Source organism: Janthinobacterium sp. 1L-D-8-B-C4 (genome assembly GCF_057291295.1).
In genome coordinates this window covers 42,284-65,686 of record NZ_JBXAVX010000015.1, presented here as the reverse complement: position 1 = coordinate 65,686, position 23,403 = coordinate 42,284, and the positions used below count along the sequence as shown (strand labels likewise).

At 63.2% G+C, this 23,403-nt stretch carries 21 protein-coding genes; 9 read left to right on the top strand and 12 right to left on the bottom strand.

Annotated elements, in window-relative coordinates; all coding sequences use genetic code 11:
* Positions 1-204: 204 nt before the first annotated feature.
* On the top strand, positions 205-1,842 hold the full coding sequence (locus AC0Z42_RS22895) for a methyl-accepting chemotaxis protein (RefSeq protein WP_485470484.1): 1,638 nt from the start codon (positions 205-207) through the stop codon (positions 1,840-1,842).
* Here the strand turns inward: AC0Z42_RS22895 and AC0Z42_RS22890 are convergent, their stop codons facing one another.
* The gene (locus tag AC0Z42_RS22890) at positions 1,843-2,271 is read right to left on the bottom strand and encodes a hypothetical protein (protein WP_485470483.1); all 429 of its coding nucleotides are present in this window, start codon (positions 2,269-2,271) and stop codon (positions 1,843-1,845) included.
* Between the two features lie 135 nt (positions 2,272-2,406).
* Here AC0Z42_RS22890 and AC0Z42_RS22885 point away from each other — a divergent pair, with 135 nt between their 5' ends.
* A complete protein-coding gene (locus tag AC0Z42_RS22885; RefSeq protein WP_485470482.1) occupies positions 2,407-3,105 on the top strand; it encodes a glutathione binding-like protein in 699 nt (232 codons plus the stop codon).
* Positions 3,106-3,120: 15 nt separating this feature from the next.
* Here AC0Z42_RS22885 and uraH read toward each other — a convergent pair whose 3' ends face one another.
* Both uraH and AC0Z42_RS22875 read right to left on the bottom strand, forming a co-directional pair.
* A complete protein-coding gene (gene uraH, locus AC0Z42_RS22880; RefSeq protein ID WP_485470481.1) occupies positions 3,121-3,528 on the bottom strand; it encodes a hydroxyisourate hydrolase in 408 nt (135 codons plus the stop codon).
* Between the two features lie 20 nt (positions 3,529-3,548).
* Positions 3,549-4,040: a GlcG/HbpS family heme-binding protein gene (locus AC0Z42_RS22875; protein ID WP_485470480.1), complete on the bottom strand. Its 492-nt coding sequence runs from the start codon at positions 4,038-4,040 to the stop codon at positions 3,549-3,551.
* Positions 4,041-4,183: 143 nt separating this feature from the next.
* Here AC0Z42_RS22875 and AC0Z42_RS22870 point away from each other — a divergent pair, with 143 nt between their 5' ends.
* Both AC0Z42_RS22870 and AC0Z42_RS22865 read left to right on the top strand, forming a co-directional pair.
* Positions 4,184-4,867 carry a heavy metal response regulator transcription factor gene (locus AC0Z42_RS22870; RefSeq protein WP_485470479.1) on the top strand — a complete coding sequence of 228 codons (684 nt, stop codon included), beginning with the start codon at positions 4,184-4,186 and terminating at the stop codon, positions 4,865-4,867.
* Positions 4,864-6,264, top strand: coding sequence for a heavy metal sensor histidine kinase (locus AC0Z42_RS22865; RefSeq protein WP_485470478.1), 1,401 nt, complete (start codon positions 4,864-4,866; stop codon positions 6,262-6,264). Before AC0Z42_RS22870 ends, AC0Z42_RS22865 begins: the two co-directional genes overlap by 4 nt.
* Before the next feature lie 68 nt (positions 6,265-6,332).
* Here the strand turns inward: AC0Z42_RS22865 and AC0Z42_RS22860 are convergent, their stop codons facing one another.
* The 3 genes from AC0Z42_RS22860 to AC0Z42_RS22850 all read right to left on the bottom strand — a co-directional run bounded on the left by AC0Z42_RS22860 (position 6,333) and on the right by AC0Z42_RS22850 (position 12,625).
* Entirely contained in the window at positions 6,333-9,671 is a 3,339-nt protein-coding gene (locus tag AC0Z42_RS22860) for a DEAD/DEAH box helicase (RefSeq protein WP_485470477.1), read from the bottom strand.
* A gap of 174 nt (positions 9,672-9,845) precedes the next feature.
* On the bottom strand, positions 9,846-11,546 hold the full coding sequence (locus tag AC0Z42_RS22855; RefSeq protein WP_485470476.1) for a methyl-accepting chemotaxis protein: 1,701 nt from the start codon (positions 11,544-11,546) through the stop codon (positions 9,846-9,848).
* 188 nt (positions 11,547-11,734) lie between these two features.
* Positions 11,735-12,625: a LysR family transcriptional regulator gene (locus AC0Z42_RS22850; RefSeq protein WP_485470475.1), complete on the bottom strand. Its 891-nt coding sequence runs from the start codon at positions 12,623-12,625 to the stop codon at positions 11,735-11,737.
* Positions 12,626-12,734: 109 nt separating this feature from the next.
* Between AC0Z42_RS22850 and AC0Z42_RS22845 the strand changes: the two genes are divergently transcribed.
* The gene (locus AC0Z42_RS22845; RefSeq protein ID WP_485470474.1) at positions 12,735-13,913 is read left to right on the top strand and encodes a serine hydrolase domain-containing protein; all 1,179 of its coding nucleotides are present in this window, start codon (positions 12,735-12,737) and stop codon (positions 13,911-13,913) included.
* Positions 13,910-15,091 (top strand): MFS transporter, encoded by a 1,182-nt coding sequence (locus AC0Z42_RS22840; protein ID WP_485470473.1) that lies wholly within the window; start codon positions 13,910-13,912, stop codon positions 15,089-15,091. The genes AC0Z42_RS22845 and AC0Z42_RS22840 overlap by 4 nt, the downstream gene beginning before the upstream one ends.
* Here the strand turns inward: AC0Z42_RS22840 and AC0Z42_RS22835 are convergent.
* The 3 genes from AC0Z42_RS22835 to AC0Z42_RS22825 all read right to left on the bottom strand — a co-directional run bounded on the left by AC0Z42_RS22835 (position 15,059) and on the right by AC0Z42_RS22825 (position 17,100).
* Positions 15,059-15,595 (bottom strand): DinB family protein, encoded by a 537-nt coding sequence (locus AC0Z42_RS22835; protein WP_485470472.1) that lies wholly within the window; start codon positions 15,593-15,595, stop codon positions 15,059-15,061. The genes AC0Z42_RS22840 and AC0Z42_RS22835 overlap by 33 nt on opposite strands.
* 13 nt (positions 15,596-15,608) lie before the next feature.
* Positions 15,609-16,208, bottom strand: a complete 600-nt coding sequence (locus AC0Z42_RS22830; RefSeq protein ID WP_485470471.1) for a MarC family protein — start codon at positions 16,206-16,208, stop codon at positions 15,609-15,611.
* A gap of 88 nt (positions 16,209-16,296) precedes the next feature.
* Positions 16,297-17,100 (bottom strand): AraC family transcriptional regulator, encoded by an 804-nt coding sequence (locus tag AC0Z42_RS22825; RefSeq protein WP_485470470.1) that lies wholly within the window; start codon positions 17,098-17,100, stop codon positions 16,297-16,299.
* 192 nt (positions 17,101-17,292) lie between these two features.
* Here AC0Z42_RS22825 and AC0Z42_RS22820 point away from each other — a divergent pair, with 192 nt between their 5' ends.
* Positions 17,293-18,219, top strand: coding sequence for a DMT family transporter (locus tag AC0Z42_RS22820; RefSeq protein ID WP_485470469.1), 927 nt, complete (start codon positions 17,293-17,295; stop codon positions 18,217-18,219).
* A 287-nt stretch (positions 18,220-18,506) separates the two neighbouring features.
* Positions 18,507-20,228, top strand: a complete 1,722-nt coding sequence (locus AC0Z42_RS22815) for a methyl-accepting chemotaxis protein (protein ID WP_485470468.1) — start codon at positions 18,507-18,509, stop codon at positions 20,226-20,228.
* A 1-nt stretch (position 20,229) separates the two neighbouring features.
* On the opposite strand, the gene AC0Z42_RS22810 is transcribed toward AC0Z42_RS22815, so the two are convergent.
* Positions 20,230-21,378 carry an AI-2E family transporter gene (locus AC0Z42_RS22810; RefSeq protein WP_485470467.1) on the bottom strand — a complete coding sequence of 383 codons (1,149 nt, stop codon included), beginning with the start codon at positions 21,376-21,378 and terminating at the stop codon, positions 20,230-20,232.
* Between the two features lie 250 nt (positions 21,379-21,628).
* On the opposite strand from AC0Z42_RS22810, the gene AC0Z42_RS22805 reads away from it, so the two are divergent.
* The gene (locus AC0Z42_RS22805) at positions 21,629-21,844 is read left to right on the top strand and encodes a hypothetical protein (RefSeq protein ID WP_485470466.1); all 216 of its coding nucleotides are present in this window, start codon (positions 21,629-21,631) and stop codon (positions 21,842-21,844) included.
* Positions 21,845-21,848: 4 nt separating this feature from the next.
* On the opposite strand, the gene AC0Z42_RS22800 is transcribed toward AC0Z42_RS22805, so the two are convergent.
* Both AC0Z42_RS22800 and AC0Z42_RS22795 read right to left on the bottom strand, forming a co-directional pair.
* On the bottom strand, positions 21,849-22,859 hold the full coding sequence (locus AC0Z42_RS22800; RefSeq protein ID WP_485470465.1) for a hypothetical protein: 1,011 nt from the start codon (positions 22,857-22,859) through the stop codon (positions 21,849-21,851).
* Positions 22,860-23,001: 142 nt separating this feature from the next.
* Positions 23,002-23,364: an antitoxin VbhA family protein gene (locus AC0Z42_RS22795; protein WP_485470464.1), complete on the bottom strand. Its 363-nt coding sequence runs from the start codon at positions 23,362-23,364 to the stop codon at positions 23,002-23,004.
* Positions 23,365-23,403 lie beyond the last annotated feature (39 nt).

The window sequence follows — 23,403 nt, the reverse complement described above, 5'->3', positions numbered from 1 at the left end:
CCTCCATCTTGTCGCCCTGCCAGCAACGCATTAACAACACCGGCAAAAAATCATTGCTCATGAGCATTGTAAATAAGGCCAGTTCAAGCGTATGCTGGAAACGTCTGATCGGCGCCGCCAGAGTGCCGGCGCCGCCGCATTCCATGCCCGCCATGGAAGCGGGGCAAGCCCATGCCACTGCAAAAATACAAGTAGGAGACACGCATGAATAAACTGTCGTTCAAGCAGAAATTATGGATACCCCTGATTTGCAGCCTGCTGTGTATTTCGATTATCTTTGTCTATAACGCCTTTGAAGTACGCAAGATCCGCATCGAAGAGCGCAGCGCCGACATCACCAACGCGGCCGACCTGGGCCTGGGCGCCGTCAAGATGTTCGGCGAACTGGCCGCCAGCGGCGCTTTGAGCACGGCGGAAGCGCAAAAGCAGGCGCTGGCCGTGATCCGCAGCATGCGCTTCGGCGAAACCGGCTACCTGGCCGTCATCAACCACGAAGCGGTGGTGGTGATGAACCCGGCAGCGCCCAAGACCGATGGCAAGAACATGTCCGACTTCCAGGATGCCAACGGCACTTATCTGTACCGCGACATCGTCGCCGTCGGCAAGAGCGACACGGGCAAGGGTTTTGTGCGCTATTACTTTCCCCGCCCCGGCCAGAAAGTGGCCGAACCCAAGCTGAGCCGCGTGGCCGCCTACAAACCGTGGAACTGGAACATCGTCGTCGGCGTCTATATGGATGATATCGACGCCGCCTTCCGGCAAACCCTGCTGGTGTCGCTGGGCCTGCTGGTGCTGGTCTGCATCTTCCTCGGTGGCGTGGTGGTGGTGATCAACCGCAGCCTGCGCCACGCGCTGGGCGGCGACCCGGAATATGCGGCCGATGTAGCGGCCAAGATCGCCGACAACGACCTCAGCGTTGACGTGCACACCCATGCCAAGGATCGTCACAGCGTGCTGTATGCGATGAAAACCATGCAAGCCAACCTGTCTGCCGCCATCAGCGAAATTCGCCACAGCGCCGAGACCATCGCCACCGCGTCGGGCGAGATCGCCAGCGGCAATATGGACTTGTCAGCGCGCACCGAAATGCAGGCCAGTTCGCTGGAAGAAACCGCCGCATCGATGGAAGAGCTGACCTCGACCGTGACGCAAAACACCGGCAACGCGGTGCAGGCCAACGAGCTGGCCAAATCGGCCTCAGACGTGGCGCGCCAGGGCGGCGCCGTGGTGGCGCAGGTGATCGGCACCATGGACACCATCAATGCCTCGTCGCGCAAGATCGTCGACATTATCGGCGTGATCGACGGCATCGCGTTCCAGACCAATATCCTGGCGCTGAACGCCGCCGTGGAAGCGGCCAGGGCAGGCGAGCAGGGCCGCGGCTTTGCGGTGGTAGCGTCGGAAGTGCGCAACCTGGCGCAACGCTCGGCGGCCGCCGCCAAGGAGATCAAGGCCCTGATCGGCGCCTCGGTCGACAGCATTGCCGCCGGCAGCACCCTGGTGGCGCAGGCGGGCACGACGATGGATCAGGTGGTGGCCAGCGTGTCGCGCGTGACCGACATCATGGCCGACATCACGGCCGCCTCGCATGAGCAAAGCACCGGCATCGGCCATGTGAACCAGGCGATTTCGGAAATGGACTCGGTGACGCAGCAAAATGCGGCGCTGGTTGAGCAGGCGGCGGCCGCGGCCGGCAGCATGCAGGACCAGGCGGCCGTGCTGGCGCAGCTGGTGTCGCGTTTCAAATTGACGGCGCAAGAAGGAAGCGCGCCGCGCCTGGCTGCAGCAAAACCCGCTGCCAGGCTGGCCAAGGCGCCGGTGCGCAAACTGGCCCGCGTGTAGTTATTGCACCGGCGCCGCAGCCTGTGGCGCTGCGGTAAATGTCAGCTGGTCATCGACGATCTCGAATTTGCCGACCGGCTGGCCCAGGTCGGCTTTCGGGTCGTTTTCCATTTCCACCAGGCTGTTGCAGGTATTTGTTTCCGCCTGCCACAACTGGTCGCCCATGCGGATATTCCACACGCCGTCGCCAGCGGCAAACACGTCGACCGTGACCTCGTCGGCCGGCGTGTCGAGCGACAGGGTATGCAGGCGCTGGCATTGCGGCAAATTGGTGGCCATCAACTGGACTTCCACCGTGTCTTGCCAAAAGTAATTCTGCTGGCGGCGCACGGTCAGCGAATGCTCCTGGCCATCGATCATGAAGATGGCGAAATCTTTGACGCAGCCCGACAGCAACAGGCATAGCGAGACGATCAGGAGTTTGCGCATGGTCGGCTTTCGGTGAGGGTTCTCGGGGCAGGCAGTCCCCGGCTTGTTTTCCGCTTACGTGGCATTATATCCATGCGTACCCGTTGCGGCGCGACAATATCGGCGCCGCCTGCCACCCTGACCTGAGAGACCACGATGATCGATCTGTACTATTGGACCACGCCCAACGGGCACAAGGTAACCATGTTCCTGGAAGAAGCGGGCATCCCCTACAACATTATTCCCGTGCATATCGGCAAGGGCGAGCAGTTCACGCCCGAGTTCCTGGCCATCGCGCCGAACAACCGCATTCCGGCGATTGTCGACCAGGCGCCGGAAGATGGTGGCGCGCCGCTGCCGCTGTTTGAATCGGGCGCCATTTTGCAGTATCTGGCCGAGAAAAGCGGTCAATTCCTGCCGTCCGATGTGCGCGGCCGCGCCGAGGTAATGCAGTGGCTGTTCTGGCAAATGGGCGGCCTGGGGCCGATGGCCGGCCAGAACCATCATTTCGTGCAATACGCGCCCGAACCGATCGACTATGCGATCAATCGCTATGTTAACGAGACCAATCGCCTGTACGGCGTGCTGAACAAACGCCTGGCCGACCGTGCCTATGTTGCTGGCGATACCTATACGATCGCCGACATGGCGATCTACCCGTGGATCGTGCCGCACCAGCGCCAGCGCCAGGACCTGGCTGACTTTCCGCACCTGGCACGCTGGTTTGCCGACATTGCCGCCCGTCCGGCCACCGTGCGCGCCTATGCCCGCGCGGCCGCAATCAATCAGCAGCCGACCGTCAGCGGCGACGCGAAAAGCGTGCTGTTCGGGCAAACAGCGAAGTCGCTGGGCTAAGCGTCAGTTGCCGCCTTAGTTGCCACGATAAGTGGAAAACCCGAAAGGGCTGAGCAGCAGCGGAATATGGTAATGCTGGTCGGTCTTTTCGACATGGAACTGCACCGGGATTTCCGGGAAAAACGTCTCCTGTTTCAGCTGCGCATAATGCTCGCCGGTCTTGAACACGATGCGGTAATCGCCCTTTTCAATTGGCTTGTCAGCCGGATACATTTCCGCGATGCGCCCCTGCGCATTGGTCACGCCGCTGGCCAGCTGGCGCCAGTCATTGCCAGTCTTTTGTTCCAGGGTCACGGTCACGCCTTGGGTAGGGGTACCGGTTTGCAGGTCGAGGATATGCACGCTGAGCGGATTGGCGGCCAGGGCGGCGGTGGACAGGCTGGCGATGGCCAGGACGAGGGCGAGTTGCTGCAAGTGTTTCATGGCAGGTCCTTGTTGAGTTATTAAATGGCTGGATCGAGTTCGGGAATGGCGGCCATTGCCGCCTGCGCGCAGGCACGGTCCTGCAGGGCGCCGCCGCCGCCGGCCACGCCGATGGCACCAACGATTTTGCCCTTGGCCGTCAAGGGCACACCGCCGCCAAGCAGCAGCAATTCCGGCAAAGTAGTCAGGTTGGCGGCATCGATGTTGCCGCGCGCATTGGTCGCCAGTGTCTGCGTATCGGTCCTGGTGGACAGCGCCGTGTAAGCCTTGCGCCGGCTCGCTTCGGTGTTGTGCGGACCCACGCCATCGGCGCGCTGCACGCTGACAATATTGCCGCCACGGTCAAGCACGGTGACGACGATGGACTTGCCCTTTGCCTGGCAGGCGGCCATGGCGGCGCCGCTCAGTTGCTGCGCCGCCGCCAGGGTCAGATCGCTGACCTGCTGCAATTGCGCCTGGGCCGGGCCGGCCAATAGTGCCAGCAGGCTGCTGGCAACAAAGTAGTGTTTCATGCGCTGCTCCATGCAAAAATGATGACGCCAGTATGGCCCTCGCCGCCCTACGCGAAGATGATGGCCGCATGACATTTTTATCATCCGCACAGACCGCTGCCGGGCGTAAAATGTTCCATCCTCCCTCATGAAAGCCACCCTCCATGCGTATCCTGGTAATCGAAGACGAACCGAAGACCGGCGACTACCTGTTGCGCGGCCTGGGCGAAGCGGGCTTTGTGGTCAGCCTGGCGCGCAATGGCCGCGACGGCTTGCAGATGGCCGGCGAGGGCGGCTTTGACCTGGTGGTGCTCGACGTCATGCTGCCCATCATGGACGGCTGGCAAGTGCTGCGTTCCTTGCGCCTGCAGGACGGCGGTGCCGATGTGCCGGTGATTTTCCTCACCGCCCGCGACGAAGTGCAGGACCGTGTCAAAGGGCTGGAACTGGGCGCCGACGATTACCTGGTCAAACCGTTCGCGTTCGCCGAACTGGTGGCGCGCATCCGCACCCTGCTGCGGCGCGGCCCGCCGCGTGAGGACGAGGTGATCCGCATCGGCGACATGGAAATCGACGTGATGAAACGCAAGGTCAGCCGGCAAGGCCAGCGCATCACCCTGACGGCAAAAGAATTCGGTTTATTGCACTTGCTGGCGCGGCGCCAGGGCGAAGTGCTGTCGCGCTCGATCATCGCCTCGCAAGTGTGGGACATCAATTTCGAGAGCGACACCAATGTGATCGACGCGGCGATCCGCCGCCTGCGCAGCAAGCTCGACGATCCGTTCGAACCCAAGCTGATCCATACCCTGCGCGGCATGGGTTATGTCTGCGAATTAAGGGCGTCATGAAGCTGGCAGGCGCAAGCCATTCATTGACCTTGCGCGTGACGGCGGTATTCGTGCTGATCGTCGCGCTGGTGTCGGCCGGGCTGGGCGTCCATCTGTACCGCTCGTTCGTGGCCGAAATCGAGCGGCGCGACGATATCCTGTTGCTGGGCAAGCTGCGGCAGATCCAGCAATTGCTGGGCAATGCGGGCACCCTGGACATCATCCGCGAACGGCCGCAATATTTCCGCGACACCATGAGCGGCCAGGAAAATTCCCTGGTGCGCATCGTCCGCGACGACGGCACGCGCCTGATCGACGTCAACCCCCATGGCGAAACCTTGCCGCTGCCCACACCGGTGGCGGTCGATGCGCCGGCGAACAGCAGCGCGATCCATGGCTGGACCAGCCGCGACCGCTATCCGGCGCGCGTGGTGGCGGCCAGCGCGCGCATCGGCCAGCCGGCGCAGATGGCCGATATCACTGTTGCCAGGGTGTATGGCGACCGCAGCGCCATGTTTGCCGCCTACCGCTGGCAAATCGTCATTTCAGTGGCCGTCAGCGCGCTGGTGGCGGCGCTGCTGGCCAGCGCCATGCTGCTGCGCGGCCTGCGTCCCTTGCGCGCGATTGCCGCGCACGCGGCGCTGGTGCGTCCGGGCAAGCTGGAGCAGCAGCTCGACGCGCGCGGCGCGCCGACCGAACTGCTGCCGCTGATCCAGGCGCTGAACGCCATGCTGGCGCGGCTGCAGGAAGGCTATGCGCGCCTGTCGCAGTTTTCGGCTGACCTGGCGCATGAATTTCGCACCCCCGTGACGAACTTGCTGGGGCAAAGCCAGGTGATGCTGGCGCGCCCGCGCAGCAGCGTGGAGTATGAGCAACTGGTGTCGTCAAACGTGGAGGAACTGGAACGCCTGTCGCGCATGATTGACAGCATGCTGTTTCTGGCGCGCGCCCAGCAAGATGAAATGGTGCTGGTCAAGCAGCCGCTGCCAGTGCAGGATGAATTGCTGCGCCTGGCAGACTTTTTCGAAGGCCTGGCCGAAGAGCGCGAGCTGGCGCTGGCCTGCCACGGCAGCGGCGAGGTAGTGGCCGAGCCTCAACTGCTGCGCCGCGCGCTGGGCAATCTGCTGTCGAACGCGATACGCCACGCCGCGCCCGGCAGCACCATCACGCTGCGTTCGCACACCACCACGCAAGGGGTGGAACTGAGCGTCAGCAACCTGGGTCCGGCCATCCCCGCACGCCACCTGCCGCACCTGTTCGACCGCTTCTACCGCGCCGACCCGTCCCGCAGCGATTCGGCCGCCTCTACCGGCCTCGGCCTGGCCATCGTCACCGCCATCATGCAGTTGCATGGCGGCAGCGCCAGCGTGGCGTCAGACGCGGCGGCCACGACGTTCAGCTTGCGGTTTCCTGCTTAAACCCAACTGCAAACACCGGGGTCGGACCCTGAGGGTCCGACCCCAGCCTTTGCCTTTGGGGTAAAAAATCACCCCATCTCCACCAAAAACTCATGCATCCCCGTATGCGCCAGCTGCGCGCAGGCCGGCGCAAAGTGCGGCAGTTGTCCCCACAACAGCGGGTTGCCGACGATATACACGTAATGCTGCGCACGCGTCAGCGCCACGTTCAGCAAGTTTGGCGTACTGGCGGCCCATTGCGCGGCGCCAGGCGTGCTGTCGTCGGCGCCCAGGATCAGCATCACCACGCTTTGCTCCTTGCCCTGGAAGGTATGCACGGTGCCGACCATCTGTTTGGCCCATTGCCGCAGTTCACGTGCCGTGGGCGCCTTGCCGTAACCCAGGCGGCGGTCCCAGTCCAGGTCGACGATGCGTGCGCGCAATTCGTTGCGCACCGCCTTGAATGGCGTGATCAGGTACATCGCTGGCAGCTTGCCGTCGCGGCGGTAGAGCTTGAGCAAAACCTCCAGCACGAAATCGAGTTGCAGCGGCACCACCTGCTTGTAGCTGACGGGGCCGATGGCGTCGATCCAGCGGCTGGGGCCGCGCGTCAGGCCACGGCTGCCGGCCGGCGGCGTCGTGTCACCAAGGCCATACACCATCTTGTCTTCATAGGCGATGGCGTTGGCCAGCGAGAACATCGGTTCGACGCAGCGGCGGTGCACACGCAGGGGGCTGCCGATCCACAGCGGCTGCGGGCCGCTGGCACCGACCAGCGCGCCGTAGCGGTTGGCCTTGTCGGCCAGGGTCTGCACGGAAACACTGCTCGGCGCGTAGCTGCCATCCTGCGTGTGTTCCGACAGCGCCGACAAGCCATGCACCAGGCGCGGCGGCACCGTGAATACCGGTTCGATCTGCAGCGGGTCGCCCACCACCACAGCCCGCCTGGCGCGCCACAGGCTGCCGACCGCCGCTTGCGGCACGGCCTGGCCCGCTTCATCGATAAACAGCCAGCCCAAGGACTCCGCGCCCATGCCCTGGAACTGGCGCGCGAACGAGGCAAACGTGGTCGACACCACCGGCACCACCATGAACAGGCTCTGCCACACCATGGCGATATGCGACTGGTCGTAGGCGCGCTTGTTTTTCAGCAGTTTTGACACCGCCAGCAAGTTGCCGCCAAAGCCGGGGCCGCCTTTCCTGGCCACTTCAGCCAGCCACGCTTCGTGCAGCGCCAGCGCCTTGGCAAACAGGCGCGAGCGCAGGCGCGCCAGCGCCGGCTCATGCCACAGCCCGCCTTTCTGCAAGGCGTCGCCGTCGAGTTCCTGCAAGGTCGCCGGCGAGGCAATGGTGGGGAAACGCAGGCGCGCGCGGCGCAGCATTTCCGTGCTGTCGTCCCATTCGCGTTCGCGCGATTGCTGCGTGCGCAGCGCCACATGCAGGCTGTTGCGGGCCCGCTCGCAGCGCGGCTCCAGTTCACCCTTGAGCAGCAGCTTGATGGCCGAGACGTCGCGCGCGGCCTGGCGCTGCGCCTCGGCATTGGCCAGCACCGCTTCCTTGAACGCGCGCGCCGGCGCGGTGCGGAACAATCGGGCAAAAAAGCCCGGCTGCGTCAACGCTACCAGCCGTTCTTCTTCCAGCAACTCCTTCTTGCTGGCCAAAAGGGTGTCCTGCTGGCTCATGGCGCTGGCCAGCGCCGCGTTGGCCGCTTCCATTTCCACCTCGGCCGCGCGCAGGGTCTCGACGCTGGCGTGCAGGAACTCCTGCTCGCTACAGGTGCCTACCGCCTGCCACAGGGCGGCGTATTGCGCCTGCTCGGCCAGGGCTTTTTCCACCACGTGCTGCGTTTCGCGGAACTCGCGCGCGGCTTGGGCAAAGCCCACGCCCTGGTAGCTGGTCAGCCACTGGCGGATATTCTGCGTGTTCGGCGTCTTGCGCGGCGTGGTCTTGTCCCAGTCGTCATCATAGAAATTGCTGATGAAACGGCGGCGGTTGCTGCTGTTGCCCAGCGCGCAGGAAATCATGCCCCACGGCGTGTCTTCCTCGGCCAGCAGGCGGTTGGCGCCATTGCCGTCGGCTGCCACGCGGCGCGCCACGCTGTCGAGGTAGCGGGTGCGCGCCCATTCCTTGCCCAGCTGTTTCGGTTTCGGCAAATCGCCGGAGATATTTTCCACCGCCGCATTGTTCGACGAGGCCACCACCATTTCAAAACCCGTCAGTTCGGGCCGCAGGCGGGCAATCGTGATCGGGTCGCGCACGCCTTCAAAAGCGATGGCCACCTTGCCGATAAAGGCGTCGGCGGCGCGGTCCAGGCAGGCCAGCACGCTGGCGCGTCGTACGATATTGTCGGCAAACAGCTCGCGCAGCAGGGTGGTCTTGCCGGTGCCGGGCGGCCCGTTGACGGAAAAGATGCCGCGATCAAGCAGCCCCGTGCGCGCACCATGGATGGCGAACTGCTGCATCAGGCTCAGCGCATAGTTCGAGTCTTCCAGCCAGTGGCCGCGGTTCATGTTGGCAGGGTTCAGCATCGCCGCCAGCGCCTGGCGTCCGGCCGGGCTGTACAGGTCGATGCGCTCGGCCTGCGCCAGCGGCGTCAGGTAGGCCGCCAGGGTGGGCGAAATCTTGCCGCCGCGCAGGGTGCGGATGATCTGTTCCAGGTCGTCCAGGTAAAAACTGTTCAGGATATCGATGCTCGGTTCGACCGGGTCGCCGAAATCGAGCACGCGGTTTTCCACCGCCTCCACGCCCGGCAACAGCGTTTCCTTGGGCGGGCGTTTCTTGCGCGTGCGTATTTCCAGCACCGCCAGCGGCTGCGCCGACGACGGATGGAAATTGGCCCAGTCCATGAACAAATGGGCCAGCGCGGCGATTTCCGTGCCGGACAGCGGCGCCGACACATTGCCGGCCTCGTCCGTCACGGTGGCGGGCGTGCGCGCGGCGGCAAAGTTGCGCAGGCTGTCCTGCAGCGCCAGCTGGCTGTCGCCATACGCATCCAGGGTCAGGTGCGACCAGTCGGCGCTGCGCGGCCGGCCCAGCGCCCACGGCAGGGTCGATACCGACACCGGATCGAACTGCGGCTCGCCCAGCGAGTTCAGGCTCAAACGGGCAAAGCACGAGCGGCCGGCAAGTTCCGTTTTTTCCGCTTCGGCGATGGTTTCCGCGCCGGTGGCGGGCAACACCTTGTTGATCTCGGCCTTGTCGAACACGCCCAGGAACAGGGAAAAGCCGTCGATCTCGCGGTCCGGGCCGGCGGGCAATTGCGTAAAGAACTGCGGCGACCATTGCGCCAGCTGTTCACGATGAAGGAGACGCACGGTGGACTGGTCTTCAACTTCCGTGATTTGATTCAGGTCAAACGGTATAAAAAATTCGATCTTGTGCCAATACTCCAGGATAGCCAGGAGGCGCTGCTGTTCTGCCTGATTCATGATGACCAATATTTTGTAAAGCGAGCGGCGATTGTAAAGCGTATGCGCGGTGCGTGTTTTACGCTTTCGTGCATTTGCGCCATTGCCTCACAAAAAAAACCGTTGTTCTGGACGAAAAAAAGCCAGGCGGAAACTTCTTGCCTGGCTTTTCCTGGAACAGTGATCGTCAATCGCTTAAAACTCTTCCCACTCGCTGTCTTTGGACTGCGCTGGCGCGCTGGCGCCATTTGCCACGGCCTTGCGCTGCGGACGCTGCAATGGCGCGCGCGCTGGCGCTGCCTTGGCGGGCGTGCGGCTGCGCGCCACGGCCAGCTTGGGCGACGCTACTGCATGGCCGGTCTTGAAGAAACCCACCACATGGGCCAGTTCGCCGGCCTGTTCCTGCATGCTTTGCGAGGCCGCCGCCGCTTCTTCGACCAGCGCCGCATTCTGCTGCGTCACTTCATCCATCTGCGCGATCGCCATGTTGATCTGCTCGATGCCCAGGGTCTGCTCATGCGTGGCGGAAGTGATTTCGCCCATGATGTCGGTCACACGCACGATGCTGTCGACGATGTCGCCCATGGTCTGGCCCGCTTCATTGACCAGGCGTGAGCCGGTGTCCACGTTGGCCACCGAGGCGGCGATCAGTTCCTTGATTTCCTTGGCCGCGCCCGCGCTGCGCTGGGCCAGGTTGCGCACTTCGCTGGCGACCACCGCAAAGCCGCGGCCCTGTTCGCCGGCGCGCGCCGCTTCCACTGCCGCATTGAGCGCCAGGATATTGGTCTGGAAAGCGATGCCGTCGATCACGCCGATAATGTCGACGATCTTTTTGGACGACGCATTGATGGTGCCCATGGTGTCGACCACCTGCGAGACGATATTGCCGCCACGCACAGCCACTTCCGACGCGCTTTTTGCCAGCTGGTTGGCCTGGCGCGCATTGTCGGCATTCTGTTTCACGGTCGAGGTCAGCTCTTCCATCGCCGACGCCGTTTCTTCCAGCGAACTGGCCTGCTCTTCGGTGCGCGACGACAGGTCGAGGTTGCCGGCGGCAATTTCGCTCGACGCCGTGGCGATCGCATCCGTGCCGTGGCGCACTTGTCCCACCACGTCCAGCAAGCCGTCGTTCATGGCTTTCAGCGCGCCCAGCAAGCGGCCCGTTTCATCGCTGGAATTGACGATGATCTGCGACGACAGATCGCCCGACGCCACGGTTTCGGCCACGCTGACGGCCGCATTGATCGGGCGGGTGATCGAACGCGTGATGATCCACGCCACGAAGGCGCCCAGCAGCAGGGCCACGCAGCCCAGGCCCAGCATGGACGCCTGCGCCTTTTCGCTCAGCGCTTCGGCGTCATCGGCCGCCTGGTTTGCCTGCTGCGCCTCATAGGCCACCAGGCTGTCGAGCGCGACCAGTACATTGTTCAGGCTCGGCGCCGCCTGCTGGGTCAAAAAGGCGATGGCTTCTTCGGTCTGGCCCGCCTTGCGCAGTTCCACTACCTTGTTGTTCATCGGCGCGCCGGTTTTCAGCGCCGCGTCCAGCTGGCTCATCAATGCCGCTTCCTTGTCGGTTGAAACCATCTTTTGCAGCACTTCCTTGGCCGCGCCATATTTCTTGCGCGCTTCGCCGATCTTGTTCAGCTGTGCCTGCATCAGCGCGTCGGTCGGCGCCACCACCACGCTGGTGATCGCCAGCGTAATGCTGCGCACGTTGTCGCTCATGGTGTTGGCAGCGGCCATCTTGACGTTCTTGTCGGCGACGATATCGTGGGTGCGCGCGCTCAGCTGGCCCATTGAGTACAGGCCGACCAGCAGCACGGCCACCAGCAAGCCGAGAACGACAGCAAAGCCGATGCCGAGGCGGGTACCGATTTTGAATTGTGTGAGTGACATTGATTGCTTTCGTGTGTGCGGAAAAATTACAGCTCAGGTTGCTACGGGTTAGTACTTAGCGCAGCGAGGCAGTAATTGTTCCTCAAAATTCCACACGGCAATACAAAAAACTGTATCAAGTTACAAAAAAAGCAGCTCCTGAAACAAGTTGTCGTGTGGAAACAACGCAAGCTGCTATCTAAGCGAACTCAGCCTTTTGGAAACAGATGTGCTACCAGAAAATCAATGAAAGCGCGCAGTTTGGGCGACATGTTCCGGCTACCTGGCCATAAGATATGGAAAGGCGCCGCATGCCGAGCATGTTCTGCCAATACCGGTTGCAAGCGGCCCGCCTCGCGCGCGGCGCGCGCGGCAAAGTCGGGCAGGGCTGCAATGCCCAGGCCGCTCTCGGCAAAATGCAGCAGGGTGTCCACGCTGTTGCAGCTGAGACTGGCGGGCAGGCCGGCCGCCAGCAAGGCGCTCCAGTCTGCCAGCGGCCAGGCTTCGATCTTGCCGCTGCTGGGAAACTTGTACAGCAGGCAGTTGTGCTGCGCCAGTTCAAACGGCTGGGCCGGCACGCCATGTTCGGCCAGGTAGGCGGGAGAGGCCACCAGCTGCAGATGAAACTGGCCCAGCAGCCGGCTCATCAGCCGGCTGTCGGCGCTGTCGCCGGCGCGCACCACGGCGTCGTAGCCTTCCTCGACCAGGTCCACGCGGCGGTTGCTGAAATCGAGATCGAGTTCCACCAGCGGATGGGGGCGCGCAAACGCGGCCAGCACCGGGTTGAGCAGCTCGCCCACCAGCGGCATGCTGACGCGCAGCCGCCCGCGCGGCGCGCTCTTGCAGCTCGACAGTTCCAGTTCGGCCGCCTCGATTTCCCCCAGGATGCGCCGGCAGCGTGCCAGGAATATCGTTCCCTCGCTGGTCAGCGCAATGCTGCGCGTGCTGCGGTGAAACAGGCGCACGCCCAGGCGTTCCTCCAGCCGCGCAATGCTCTTGCCGATGGCCGACGCCGAAATGCCCAGGGCGCGCCCGGCTGCCACGAAGCTGCGCGTATCGGCCGCTTGCACAAAAGCCGTCAAACCCGCCAGATTGTCCATGGTGTTCTTTCGATTGCGGACGCCAACGTCCGCTCAGACAGAAACTATAGCCTGTTTTTCTTTGATCCTGGCCGCCTTACGCTAGGCCTTCTCTTTGAAAGGCTGGATCATGACATGTGACTTTTCTGCCGCGCCCCTGGCGGCGCGTATCGATACCCTGCTGGGCACCGTGCTGCATGAGCAGCGCCTGGCGGGCGCCGTGGTGCTGGTGCGCCACCAGGGCCGCGAACTGTACCGCCGCGCGGCCGGCCATCTGGACCGCGAAGCGGCCATGCCCATGCGCGACGACGCACTGTTCCGCCTGGCTTCGGTCAGCAAACCCATCGTCTCGACGGCGGCGCTGGTGCTGGTGGGGCAGGGCCGCTTGCAGCTGGATGACCTGGTGGCGCGATGGCTGCCGTACTTCCGGCCACGCCAGCCCGATGGCCAGGTGGCGGCCATCACCGTGCGCCAGCTGCTGACGCACACGGCTGGCCTCGACTACGGCTTTTTCCAGCCGCCGGGCGGCCCGTATGCGCAAGCGGGCGTGTCCGACGGCATGGATGCGTCACCCGTTTCGCTGCAGGACAATCTGCGCCGTATCGCCAGCGTGCCGCTGGCGTTTGCGCCGGGCGAGCGCTGGGCCTATTCGATCGCCACCGATGTGCTGGGCGCCGTGATCGAGCAGGCGGCCGGCATGCCTTTGGTGCAGGCGGTGCGGCAACTGGTGACGCGGCCTTTGGCCATGCACGACACCGGCTTTGTCACCGTCGATTCCGCACGCCTGGCGGTGGCCTATGCCGACCGCGTGGCAGGGCAGGCGCAGCCGCGCCGCCTGCACGACACGGGCGACGATCATCTGCCGTTTCTCGACGGCATGGCCGGTTTCAGCCTGTCACCGGCGCGCGCTCTGAACCCTGCCGCGTATGCCTCTGGCGGAGCCGGCATGGTCGGCTCGGCGCCGGACTTCATGCGCCTGCTGGAAACCTTGCGCCTGGGTGGCGCACCGTTGTTGCCGCCAGGCTTGGCCAGCGAGATGGGCCGCAGCCATACCGGCAGCCTTGAGCTGCCTTTCTGGCCCGGCCGCGGCTTTGGCCTGGGCTTTACCGTGCTGACCGATCCGCTGGCGGCGGCCACGCCGGAAAGCATCGGCTCCTGGCGCATGGGCGGCACCTATGGCCATTCGTGGTTTGTCGATCCGCTGCGCGAACTGTCGGTGGTGGCGTTGACCAATACGGCGCTCGAAGGCATGGCCGGACCATTTGTGGGGCAATTGTGCCGCGCCGTGTATGGCAAGGAGCCGGCATGAGCCGCCCGCATCCCGTCATCTTCCTCGCGCTGGGCCTGTTCGGCGTGTATTGCATCGAGTTCGGCGTGGTGGGCATCTTGCCCTTGATCATGCAGCGCTTCGGCGTGACAGCCAGCCGCGCCGGCATGCTGGTGGGGCTGTTCGCGCTGGTAATTGCTGCGGCCGGCCCGTTCCTGGTGCTGCTGGCCACGCGCTGGCGCCGCAAGCCGGTATTGATGGTGTCGCTGTGCGTGTTTGCGCTGGCCAGCGTGGCGTCGGCGTTTGCGCCGCGCTTCGAATGGCTGCTGGCGCTGCGCGTGGTGCCGGCCCTGTTCCACCCGGTGTATTTTTCGCTGGCGATGGTGGCGGCCGCTGCCCTGTACCGGCCGCAGGAATCCGCGCGCGCCAGCGCCCATGCGTTCACGGGTACCAGCATGGGCATGGTGCTGGGCATTCCTTTGACCACCTGGATCGCGGCGCGGCATGGCTACGAAGCATCGTTCCTGGCCTGCGCCGCCGTCAATCTGCTCGCTGCGCTGGGGCTGTATCGGTTCCTGCCCGATACGCCACGCAGCGCGCCGCTGGCCTATGGCCGCCAGCTGGCGATCCTGCGCAAGCCCGCGCTGTGGTTGAATATTATTGCCGCCATGCTGGTGTTTGCCGCCATGTTTTCCGTGTATGCCTATGCTGCCGCCTATTTGCAGGAAGTGGCCGGCTTGACGGCGCGCCAGACCGGGCTGTTGCTGCTGGTGTTCGGCGTCGGTGGCGTGGCCGGCAACCTGCTGGCGGGGCGGCTGCTGGGGCGCCATCTGCTGCGCACGGTGCTGCTGCAGCCATTATTGCTGTGCCTGGCTTATGGGCTGCTGTACCGTTACGCGCAGGCGGGCGGCTGGTCCATCGCGGTGCTGGCGCTGTTCTGGGGGGCGGCCCATACGAGCGGGCTGATCGTCACGCAAATGTGGCTCAGTTCCGAAGCGCGCGAAGCACCGGCGTTTGCCATCGGCGTGTATATCGCCGCCATCAACCTGGGCGTGACGGTGGGCGCGCTGGCGGGCGGTGCAGCGATTGCCCGCTACGGCATGCAGGGCGCGCTGGCCAGCGGCGTGCTGCTGGCGGTGCTGGCGCTGGCCGTCATCGGGCTGAAAGCGGTGCTGTACCGCGCGCCGTCATTGCAGGTGGTTGGGGATGCACACCAGTAAATCCGTATCGCCGATGTCCACGCCAGCCTGCGACAGCAAGGTCGTCGCCTGGCCGCGGTGATGCGTCTGGTGGTTAAAAAAGTGCATCAGCAGCGCAAAGAAGGGACGCCGGTTCTCGCCACGGCTGTTGCGGTAGTCGAGCAAATGGTCGAGGTCGTCTTCCGTGATCGAGGCGGCCCAGTCGACAATCACCTGGTCGAGCCATTGGCGGTGCGCCTGCATCGCTGCGAAGTCGTCGAACAGCGGCTGCGTCAGCGAGGCGGGCGGCGTGATGGCGCGGACCGGGTCGAGCAGGGGAAACCCGGCCGGGTGTTTTGCATGGCGCTGCAGCCACAGGGTGTCGGCCACCATGATGTGGTTGAGCGTGCCCAGCAGCGAGCCGAAGAAGGCGCCCCGGTCGTGCCGCAGTTCGTCAAGCGGCAGGCCAGCGGCCGCCGCGTAGACCTTGGCGTTCATCCACTGGTTGTACTCGGCCATCATGCAGATGTGGGCGCAGCGGCTCATGGGTTGTCTCCGGTTAAACAGATTTCAAAAAGGCCCGTATGCCGGCCAGCAGCATTTCGATCGCCATCGCAGTCAGGATCAGACCCATCAGGCGCTCGAACGCCGTCATGACCCTTGGCCCCAGCGCGCGCTGCAAACGCTCGGCGCTCAGGAATACCACCAGCCACACCAATGCTACCGCAGTCAGGCCGGCCACATGGGCGATCACTTCATCGATTTCGTGCGATGAAAACAGCAGCACCGTGGCCAGCGCCGACGGACCGGCCAGCGCGGGGATCGCCAGCGGCACGATAAACGGTTCGCCGTCGATGTCATGGTCGCTATTGCCATTCGATGGCTGCGGAAATACCATGCGCATGGCGATCAGGAACAGGATCACGCCGCCGCCGATGCGCAGCGCGATTTCCGACAGCTGCATGGCTTTCAGGAAATGGCGGCCGAAAAACATGAACAGCAGCAGGATGCCGAAAGCAATCGCGCATTCGCGCACCACCACCTTCCAGCGCCGCTCGACGGGCACGCTTTTCAGGGCATTGACGAACAGGGACACGTTGCCGAACGGGTCGGTCACAAGCAACAGCAGGATAAAAGTCTGGAAGAAATTCTGGGTCATGTCAGTGTTGGTAGGGTTGCCAGCCGGTATAGACAACTTCGGCTATAAGGCGTGCGATGATAACAAGCCGGCTCGCAATCGCCCATGATTATTGATGCATAGCAGCATTTTTTTTGACCGCTGTTGGCGCCGTGCGATAAAAGTCGGTGGGCGTGGTGCCAAAGTGCTTTTTGAACATCGCCGCAAAGGCGCTCTGGCTGGTATAGCCATTATCCATCGCCACATCAATCACCTTGGCGCCATGCGCCAGCTGTTCCAGCGCCCGCAGCAGCCGCGCCTGCTGGCGCCAGTGGCCGAAGCGCATGCCTGTCTGCTTCTGGAACAGGCGGTGCAGGCTGCGCTCGGTAATGTCCAGCTGCTGCGCCCAGTGCGCCACTGTCAGCTGTTCGCCGGGGTCTTGCATCAGGCGCTCGCAAATGCCGCGCAGCCGTGCGTCCAGCGGCAGAGGCAGATACAAGGGCAGCACCGGCAGGCTGTCGAGTTCGTGCAGCAGCAGTTGCAGCAGGTGCCAGTCGCGCCCGCCATCGGCAAAATCGGGCGCGATATCGACCGCCGCCACGATCAGCTGGCGCAATAGAGGGGTGATCTCCAGCACGCAGCTGTGGCGCGGCAGCAGCGGCGAATTGGCGCAGTTGACGAACACGGTGCGCATCCTGACGTTGCCACTCATGCGTATCTGGTGTTCCACGCCGGGCCGCAGCCATACGCCGCGCGTGGGCGGCACCACCCAGCGCCCATCTTGGGTGGCGATGGTCATCACGCCGTCGATGGCGTAAATCAGCTGCGCGTGCGTGTGGCGGTGCACGGAAATCACATGGCCATGTGCGTAGTCGATGGCCAGCGCCATGGCGCGCGCGGTGACCGGCAGCAGTTCCTGATAATCGGCTTGCATGTGGATGGGGCATTTTTGCGATAGGTGCAGGCATATTAGCGCGAGAAGGCGCGGCGCGCCTGCGGCATGATGGTTTTCAGTACCTGAACCCGGCAAAAGCTGGGGTCGGACCCTGAGGGTCCGACCCCGGAATTTGCTTCTGGGTTAAGGAAGACACCAACTTGACGCGCAATCAGTCCAAGGAAACCCCGCATGCCACACGACAAAATCCACCCCCACCATTACCTGTATCCCCTCGCCGCCATGCTCTTGTGGGCCGGCAATGTGGTGGTCTCGAAACTGGCCGCTGCCAGCATCGCCCCCACCGCCATCACTTTTTACCGCCTGGTGCTGGTGCTGCTGCTGATGACGCCGTTTGTTGCGCGCCCGCTGTGGCGCAACCGCGTGGCGATCCGCCGCCACTGGTGGCAGCTGGCGCTGTGCGGCCTGATGTCGATGGCGCTGTTCCAGAGCCTGTCGTATCGCGCGGCGGAGTCCACCACCGCCACCAATATGGCCATCGTCACGGCGCTGGCACCCTTGATGACGGCGATCCTCAGCGTGCTGCTGCTGGGCGAGCAACTGACCTTGGGCATGGCGGCGGGCGGCGTGCTGTCGTTTGGCGGCCTGCTGTACCTGGTAGGGCGCGGCGACATGCTGGTGCTGCTGCATGAAGGCATGCATGCGGGCGACGCGCTGATGCTGCTGGCCTGCCTGGTGTTTGCCCTGTACGGCGTGCTGCTGCGCCGCTGGCGCCTGGCCGTGCCCGCCTGGCAATCGATCTACTGCCAGGCCTGGGCCGCGCTGCTGTGCATGCTGCCGTTTTTCCTGCGCCTGCCCGCCGGCAGCGCGCCCCTGAACGGCGCCACCTTGCCGCTGATCGCCTATGCCGGCATCGGTTCGTCCATCGTGCTGTCGTATTTGTGGATCGAAGGCGTAAAACTGCTGGGGCCGAACCGCTGCAGCATATTCGTCAACCTGCTGCCGATCCTGACGGCCTTGCTGGCCATCGTCTGGCTGCACGACAGCTTGCAGCCGTTTCACCTGATCGGCGGCGGCGTGTCGCTGCTGGGCGTTCTGCTGGCACAGACGGTGCAGCGGCCCTTGTTCGTGCGCGGCAAGCTGAATTCTCCAGCATAAGGCTCTGACAACATTACGCAAAAAAACATCACGCTTTGGTGATAAAGCGTGATTTTTCGTCCGATATGTTGCTACTCATAAATTTTCCCTGTAGTCTTGCAATCAAGAAATAACTTCGCGCGATAACCCTTCTGTTCTCGCGCATCTCTTCTGATATGAGTGGGCCGCCTTTCCCCTGCCGCCGCACAACACTCCGTCACTTGCATACCCATACAACCGTTACGTCATGAAGCCGGCGATCCGCAAGGATAAGCGCCCTCATGCAGCGTATCTATCAAGGAAAATTTATGTTCTCCAAACTTACCATCAAACTGCGCCTGATCGCGACCATGACCGTGCTCGGCGTGCTGATCGCCGTGCTGGGCGTCATGAGCATCACCGGCCTGAAATCGGCCAACAACACCTTGAACGACGTCTACAGCAATCAGCTGGCGTCCACGCAAGCCATCGGCGAATCGCAGATCTTTCTGGGCCGCTCGCGCTTCACGATAGACCGCGCCGTGGTGCATCCGGAAGCGGCCGATGCCAAGGATATTGTCACCCGCGCCGAGCAGTTCATCGAGTCGTCGAACAAGTCCTGGAAAGTCTACCTGGCGCTGTCGCAAAGCCCGGAAGAAAAAATCTTGTCCGACGACATGGACAAGAAGCGCAGCGATTACATCAACAACGGCCTGCTGGCCCTGGGCAAGGCCCTGCGCGAAGGCAAGGCGGAGCAGGCCGACGCGCTGATGATGACGGGCATGACGCCGCTGTACCGCGCGATGGACGCGGCGGCTGAAAAGCTGACCCAGTTCCAGATCACGTCGGCTGCCAATATGTATGCCGGCAGCCAGGCCCAATACGATACCCAGGTGGCGATGGCAATAGCCGGCCTGGTGATCGGCCTGCTGCTGATCGTTATTTCCAGCATCTTGCTGCTGCGCGCCATTTTCCGTCCGCTGGACCAGGCGCTGCGCCATTTTGACGCGATTTCCGACGGCAACCTGGCCAACGACATCGTCATCGAGCGCCAGGATGAAATGGGCGCCTTGCTGGGTGGCTTGCAGCAGATGCAAGACCGCTTGTCGACCACCGTGCGCGGCGTACGCGACGGCAGCGGCGCGATCGCCACCGCCAGCAATGAAATTGCCTCGGGCAACCTGGATTTGTCGAGCCGCACCGAACAGCAGGCGTCGAGCCTGGAAGAAACCGCGTCCTCGCTGGAAGAGCTGACCTCGACCGTAAAACAAAATTCGGATAACGCGCGCCAGGCCAACCAATTGGCCGTGTCCGCCTCGGACGTGGCCGTCAAGGGCGGCGCACTGGTGGCGCAGGTGATCACCACCATGGGCACCATCAGCGACTCGTCGAAACAGATCGCCGACATTATCGGCGTGATCGACGGCATTGCCTTCCAGACCAATATCCTGGCGCTGAATGCGGCAGTGGAAGCGGCGCGTGCGGGCGAGCAGGGCCGTGGCTTTGCGGTGGTCGCTACCGAAGTGCGCAACCTGGCGCATCGCTCGGCCAGTGCCGCGAAAGACATCAAGCAGCTGATCGAAGCGTCGGTGCAGAACGTGGGCACCGGCAGCGACCTGGTGACGCAGACTGGCACCACCATGGACGAAATCGTTGCCAGCATCCGCCGCGTGACCGACATCATGGGCGAGATCAGCGCCGCCGGCCGCGAGCAGGAACTGGGCATCAACCAGATCAACCAGGCCGTGGCCGAAATGGACACCGTCACGCAGCAAAATGCCGCGCTGGTGGAAGAAGCAGCCGCCGCCTCCGAGTCGATGCAGGAACAAGCGGCGGCGCTGGCCGAAATGGTCAGCCGCTTCAAGCTCGATGCGAACCACAGCGCGCCGGCCGTCCAGCCGGTGCTGCGCAAACCGGTAGTGGCCGCTGCCAGGCCGGCGGCTGTCAAGCCGGCGTTGAAACTGGCCAAGCCTGTGGTGGCGGCCGCTGCCGCCAAGCCGCGTCCATCAAAACCTGCGGCCGACAGCAGCGGCGAGTGGGAAGAGTTTTAAGTTATAAATCGAGCGCGGTAGTGTTGCGCTGCTCCAGCAGCAGCGCAGCCTCCGCCGCCGCCCTGGCGCGCGCCGCCTCGGCCGCCAGCTCCGCTTTCTCATGCGCATCATGGCGTGCCTGCAAGGCCGCCCTGGCGCGCACGAACACAATCTTGATCGCTGCCATCACCGGCACCGACAAAAAGATCCCCACCACGCCACCCAGCTGGTCGCCAGCGAGCAAACCGACGATCACCATCAGCGGCGACACTTCCACGCCTTCGCTCATCAGGTAAGGATTGAGCACGTAATCCTGGAACAGGCGGTAGGCGGCAATAAAGCCGATCAGCCAGAACACGTGTTCAAAACCGCTGAAACCGGCCACCACCACTGCGATCACGGCAGCACCCAGCGGGCCGGCAAACGGAATGAATTCCAGCAGCGCGGCAGCACCGGCCAGCAGCAAGCCATACGGCACGCCCATCAGCGAAAACGCCACGCTGTACGAAATGAAGGTGGCGATCGACAGCAGCAGCAAGGCGCGCACATAGCGTGACAGCAGCACATCGAGGTCGTCGATAATGGCGCCCCACAGCTTTTTGTTCGGGCGGTTCAACAGCGACAGCAAGCCGTCGCGCATGTCCGGGCCTTCCTTGATCAGCAAAAAGCTCAGCACCGGCACCAGCACCAGGTAGATCAGGTTGCTGGCCGCATGCATTACCGTCAGCCCCAGTTCCTTGGCCAGCGGCATCGCCTGCCCGTTCTCGCCGCTCAGCTGCGTCTGCATGAAGGACAGCAGGCGCGCACGCAGCGGCTCCATGAATTCGGGCAGCGGAATGCGCTCGGCAAAGTTGTTCCCCTTGAGCAGGGTCGGCAACTGGTCGCTGAGCTTGATCGCCTCGTCCTCGATGCGCGCCCCGAAAATCGAGCCCAGTATGGCCACCAGCAAGATCACCACCAGGAACACGATGCCGATATTGGCCGTGCGCGGCAGGCGTTTCGGCCCATAGCGTTCCAGCAGCCCGATCAGCGGATACACCAAGTAGCTGAAGAACACCGCAAACACCACCACGATCAAGGTCGACGACACCTTGTAGATAATGAACAGCAAGAAAGCGACGATAAACGCCGTCCACACCATCTTGGCGACGCGTAAGTTAAAACCGAACATAGAAGGTCCTTGGAGAGAGAGCTACCCAGGCTTTGCTGGGCCTGGATACGACGAGGTGCGCAAGGCAGGGGCAGGGCGTGGCGGCACGGCAATAAATCATACCGCAAAATGCCAAAATGCCACTTTCATTTACGTCAGGGCAATTTTACCCGGCAACGGCTTTGCGGCTGTGGGCCTGCCATGATTGCTGCGCGCACTGGCGTATTCTTGGGTGGCCCTGGAAACTTCCATATTCGCGTACGATCCCCTGATGAAAACCTTTTTCTACGCAACCGCCGGTTTTGCCATCGCCAGCATCATCGCCTGGGGCGGGCTACTTTGCTGGGGCGCGATCTTTCTTGAGCAAGGCGATAGTTACTGGGACCGCACGCCGTATGCTGCCGAGGTTTTCTGTGCAGTGTGGCTGGGCTTCGCCATCGTGACAGCCGCGTTGGCCGCGCGATGGCGTCGCCGGCCATCAAGCTGAGAGCTTACTTGCCGCGCCAGCTGGCGATATTGATGAACACGCCGTCTTCCTTGCCCTGTTCGCGCAAGGTCACCTTGTAGCGCCCGCCCGCATAGTTGCCGCTGAAGATCACCTTGCCGCCTTGTTCCTTGACCTGCGCGCCCTTGGTCAGCTCGGCATACATCTTGACCAGCGATTCCAGAGTGGCATAGCTGCGCAGCGTGATGTCGGCATCGGGCATGCGCTCGCCACCGGCCGCAGCCGCTTCCGACGCCGTGCGCATCGGCATGCCAGCCAGGCCTGCCGGCGCGATGATCTTGCCACCGCTGGAACTGCTGTTAAATTCGCTTTCCGGCAGCAGCAATGGTTTCAGGATGGCAGGAAAACGCGGCGGCACATCACGCACTTGCCAGCCCGGCTTGCCTGGTTCGCCAACGAAATACTCCACCGTCGCAATTTTCTGCCGCTCTTCCGGCTCGGCCAGGTCCAGCGGGGACGGCAGCTGCCGCGCCCACACCAGCAGGGGCGCCGCCACGCCTTGCTGTACGCCGGCAGGCAAAAACACCGTCAGCACCGCTTGCGTATCGGGCAGGCAAACCGGCGCCGCATCGCCAACGGCCGGCTGGCAATGTCCATTGACCAGACCCAGCGCCTGCATCTTGCGCTGCGCATCGAACAGCACGGCGGCGCGCTGCGCACCGCGCGTCTCGGGATTGATGGAGGCCAGCACCATGCGCCCGTCTGGCAAGGCGGTGTGCGTGATATCAAACTGCGACCGCAGACTGTCGAGCACCTGGCGCGCAATCAGCGTGCCGCCAGCCGTGTAATTGCCACGCGCATAGCCCACCATCTTGATCACATCAGCCCGCAGCATCGGCTCCTCGCTCAAGCGCCCCGGTGCCGACTCCACAGTCTTGGTCGCGGCCACGAAAGCGGCATCATCAAACAGCACATCTTGCGCCATCGCCGACAGTGGTGCGGACAGGGCCGCGCACAGCGACAGCATGAGGACAGTGGTTTTTGCTGGAGAGTTCAATGATGTTCCTTGTCTAGACGCCACGCCGGGCCATGTGCCGGCATGCGCGGGGCGACATCTTAGCATTTCAGGAACAATTTTCTTTTGATAAGCATGGCTAATGAATCACCGGGAATCAATCCCGGCCCGGACCGTCACGCCATCATCGCGGCCGCGAAACGTCCAGGTATTCATCCATGGTAATTTCGCCGTTTGCCCAGCGCAGGCCTCGCTTTGCAGCTTCTTCGCTGATCTTGCCACCTGACAGCTCGACGTTCGCTCGCGCAAAGTCCAACGCCTCATGGCGCTTGCGTTGCTCTTCGCTCATTCCTGCCCGTTCAAGGTTCCGCTGCTTCTTCTTTTCCTCGTAAGCGGGGAGGCTGGCTTCATATTGCTCACGCATGCGCTGGAAGGCGGCGGCATCGTGTTCCTTGGTCAATTGCCGATCCTCTCGCTCTTGCGCCATGGTGACATGGTAGTGAGCATGGTCGATACGGAGGGTGCGTTCTTCTTTGGCTGTGGTCATTATTTTCTCCTTCCATGTTGGCGTTCACGCCTCGATAAA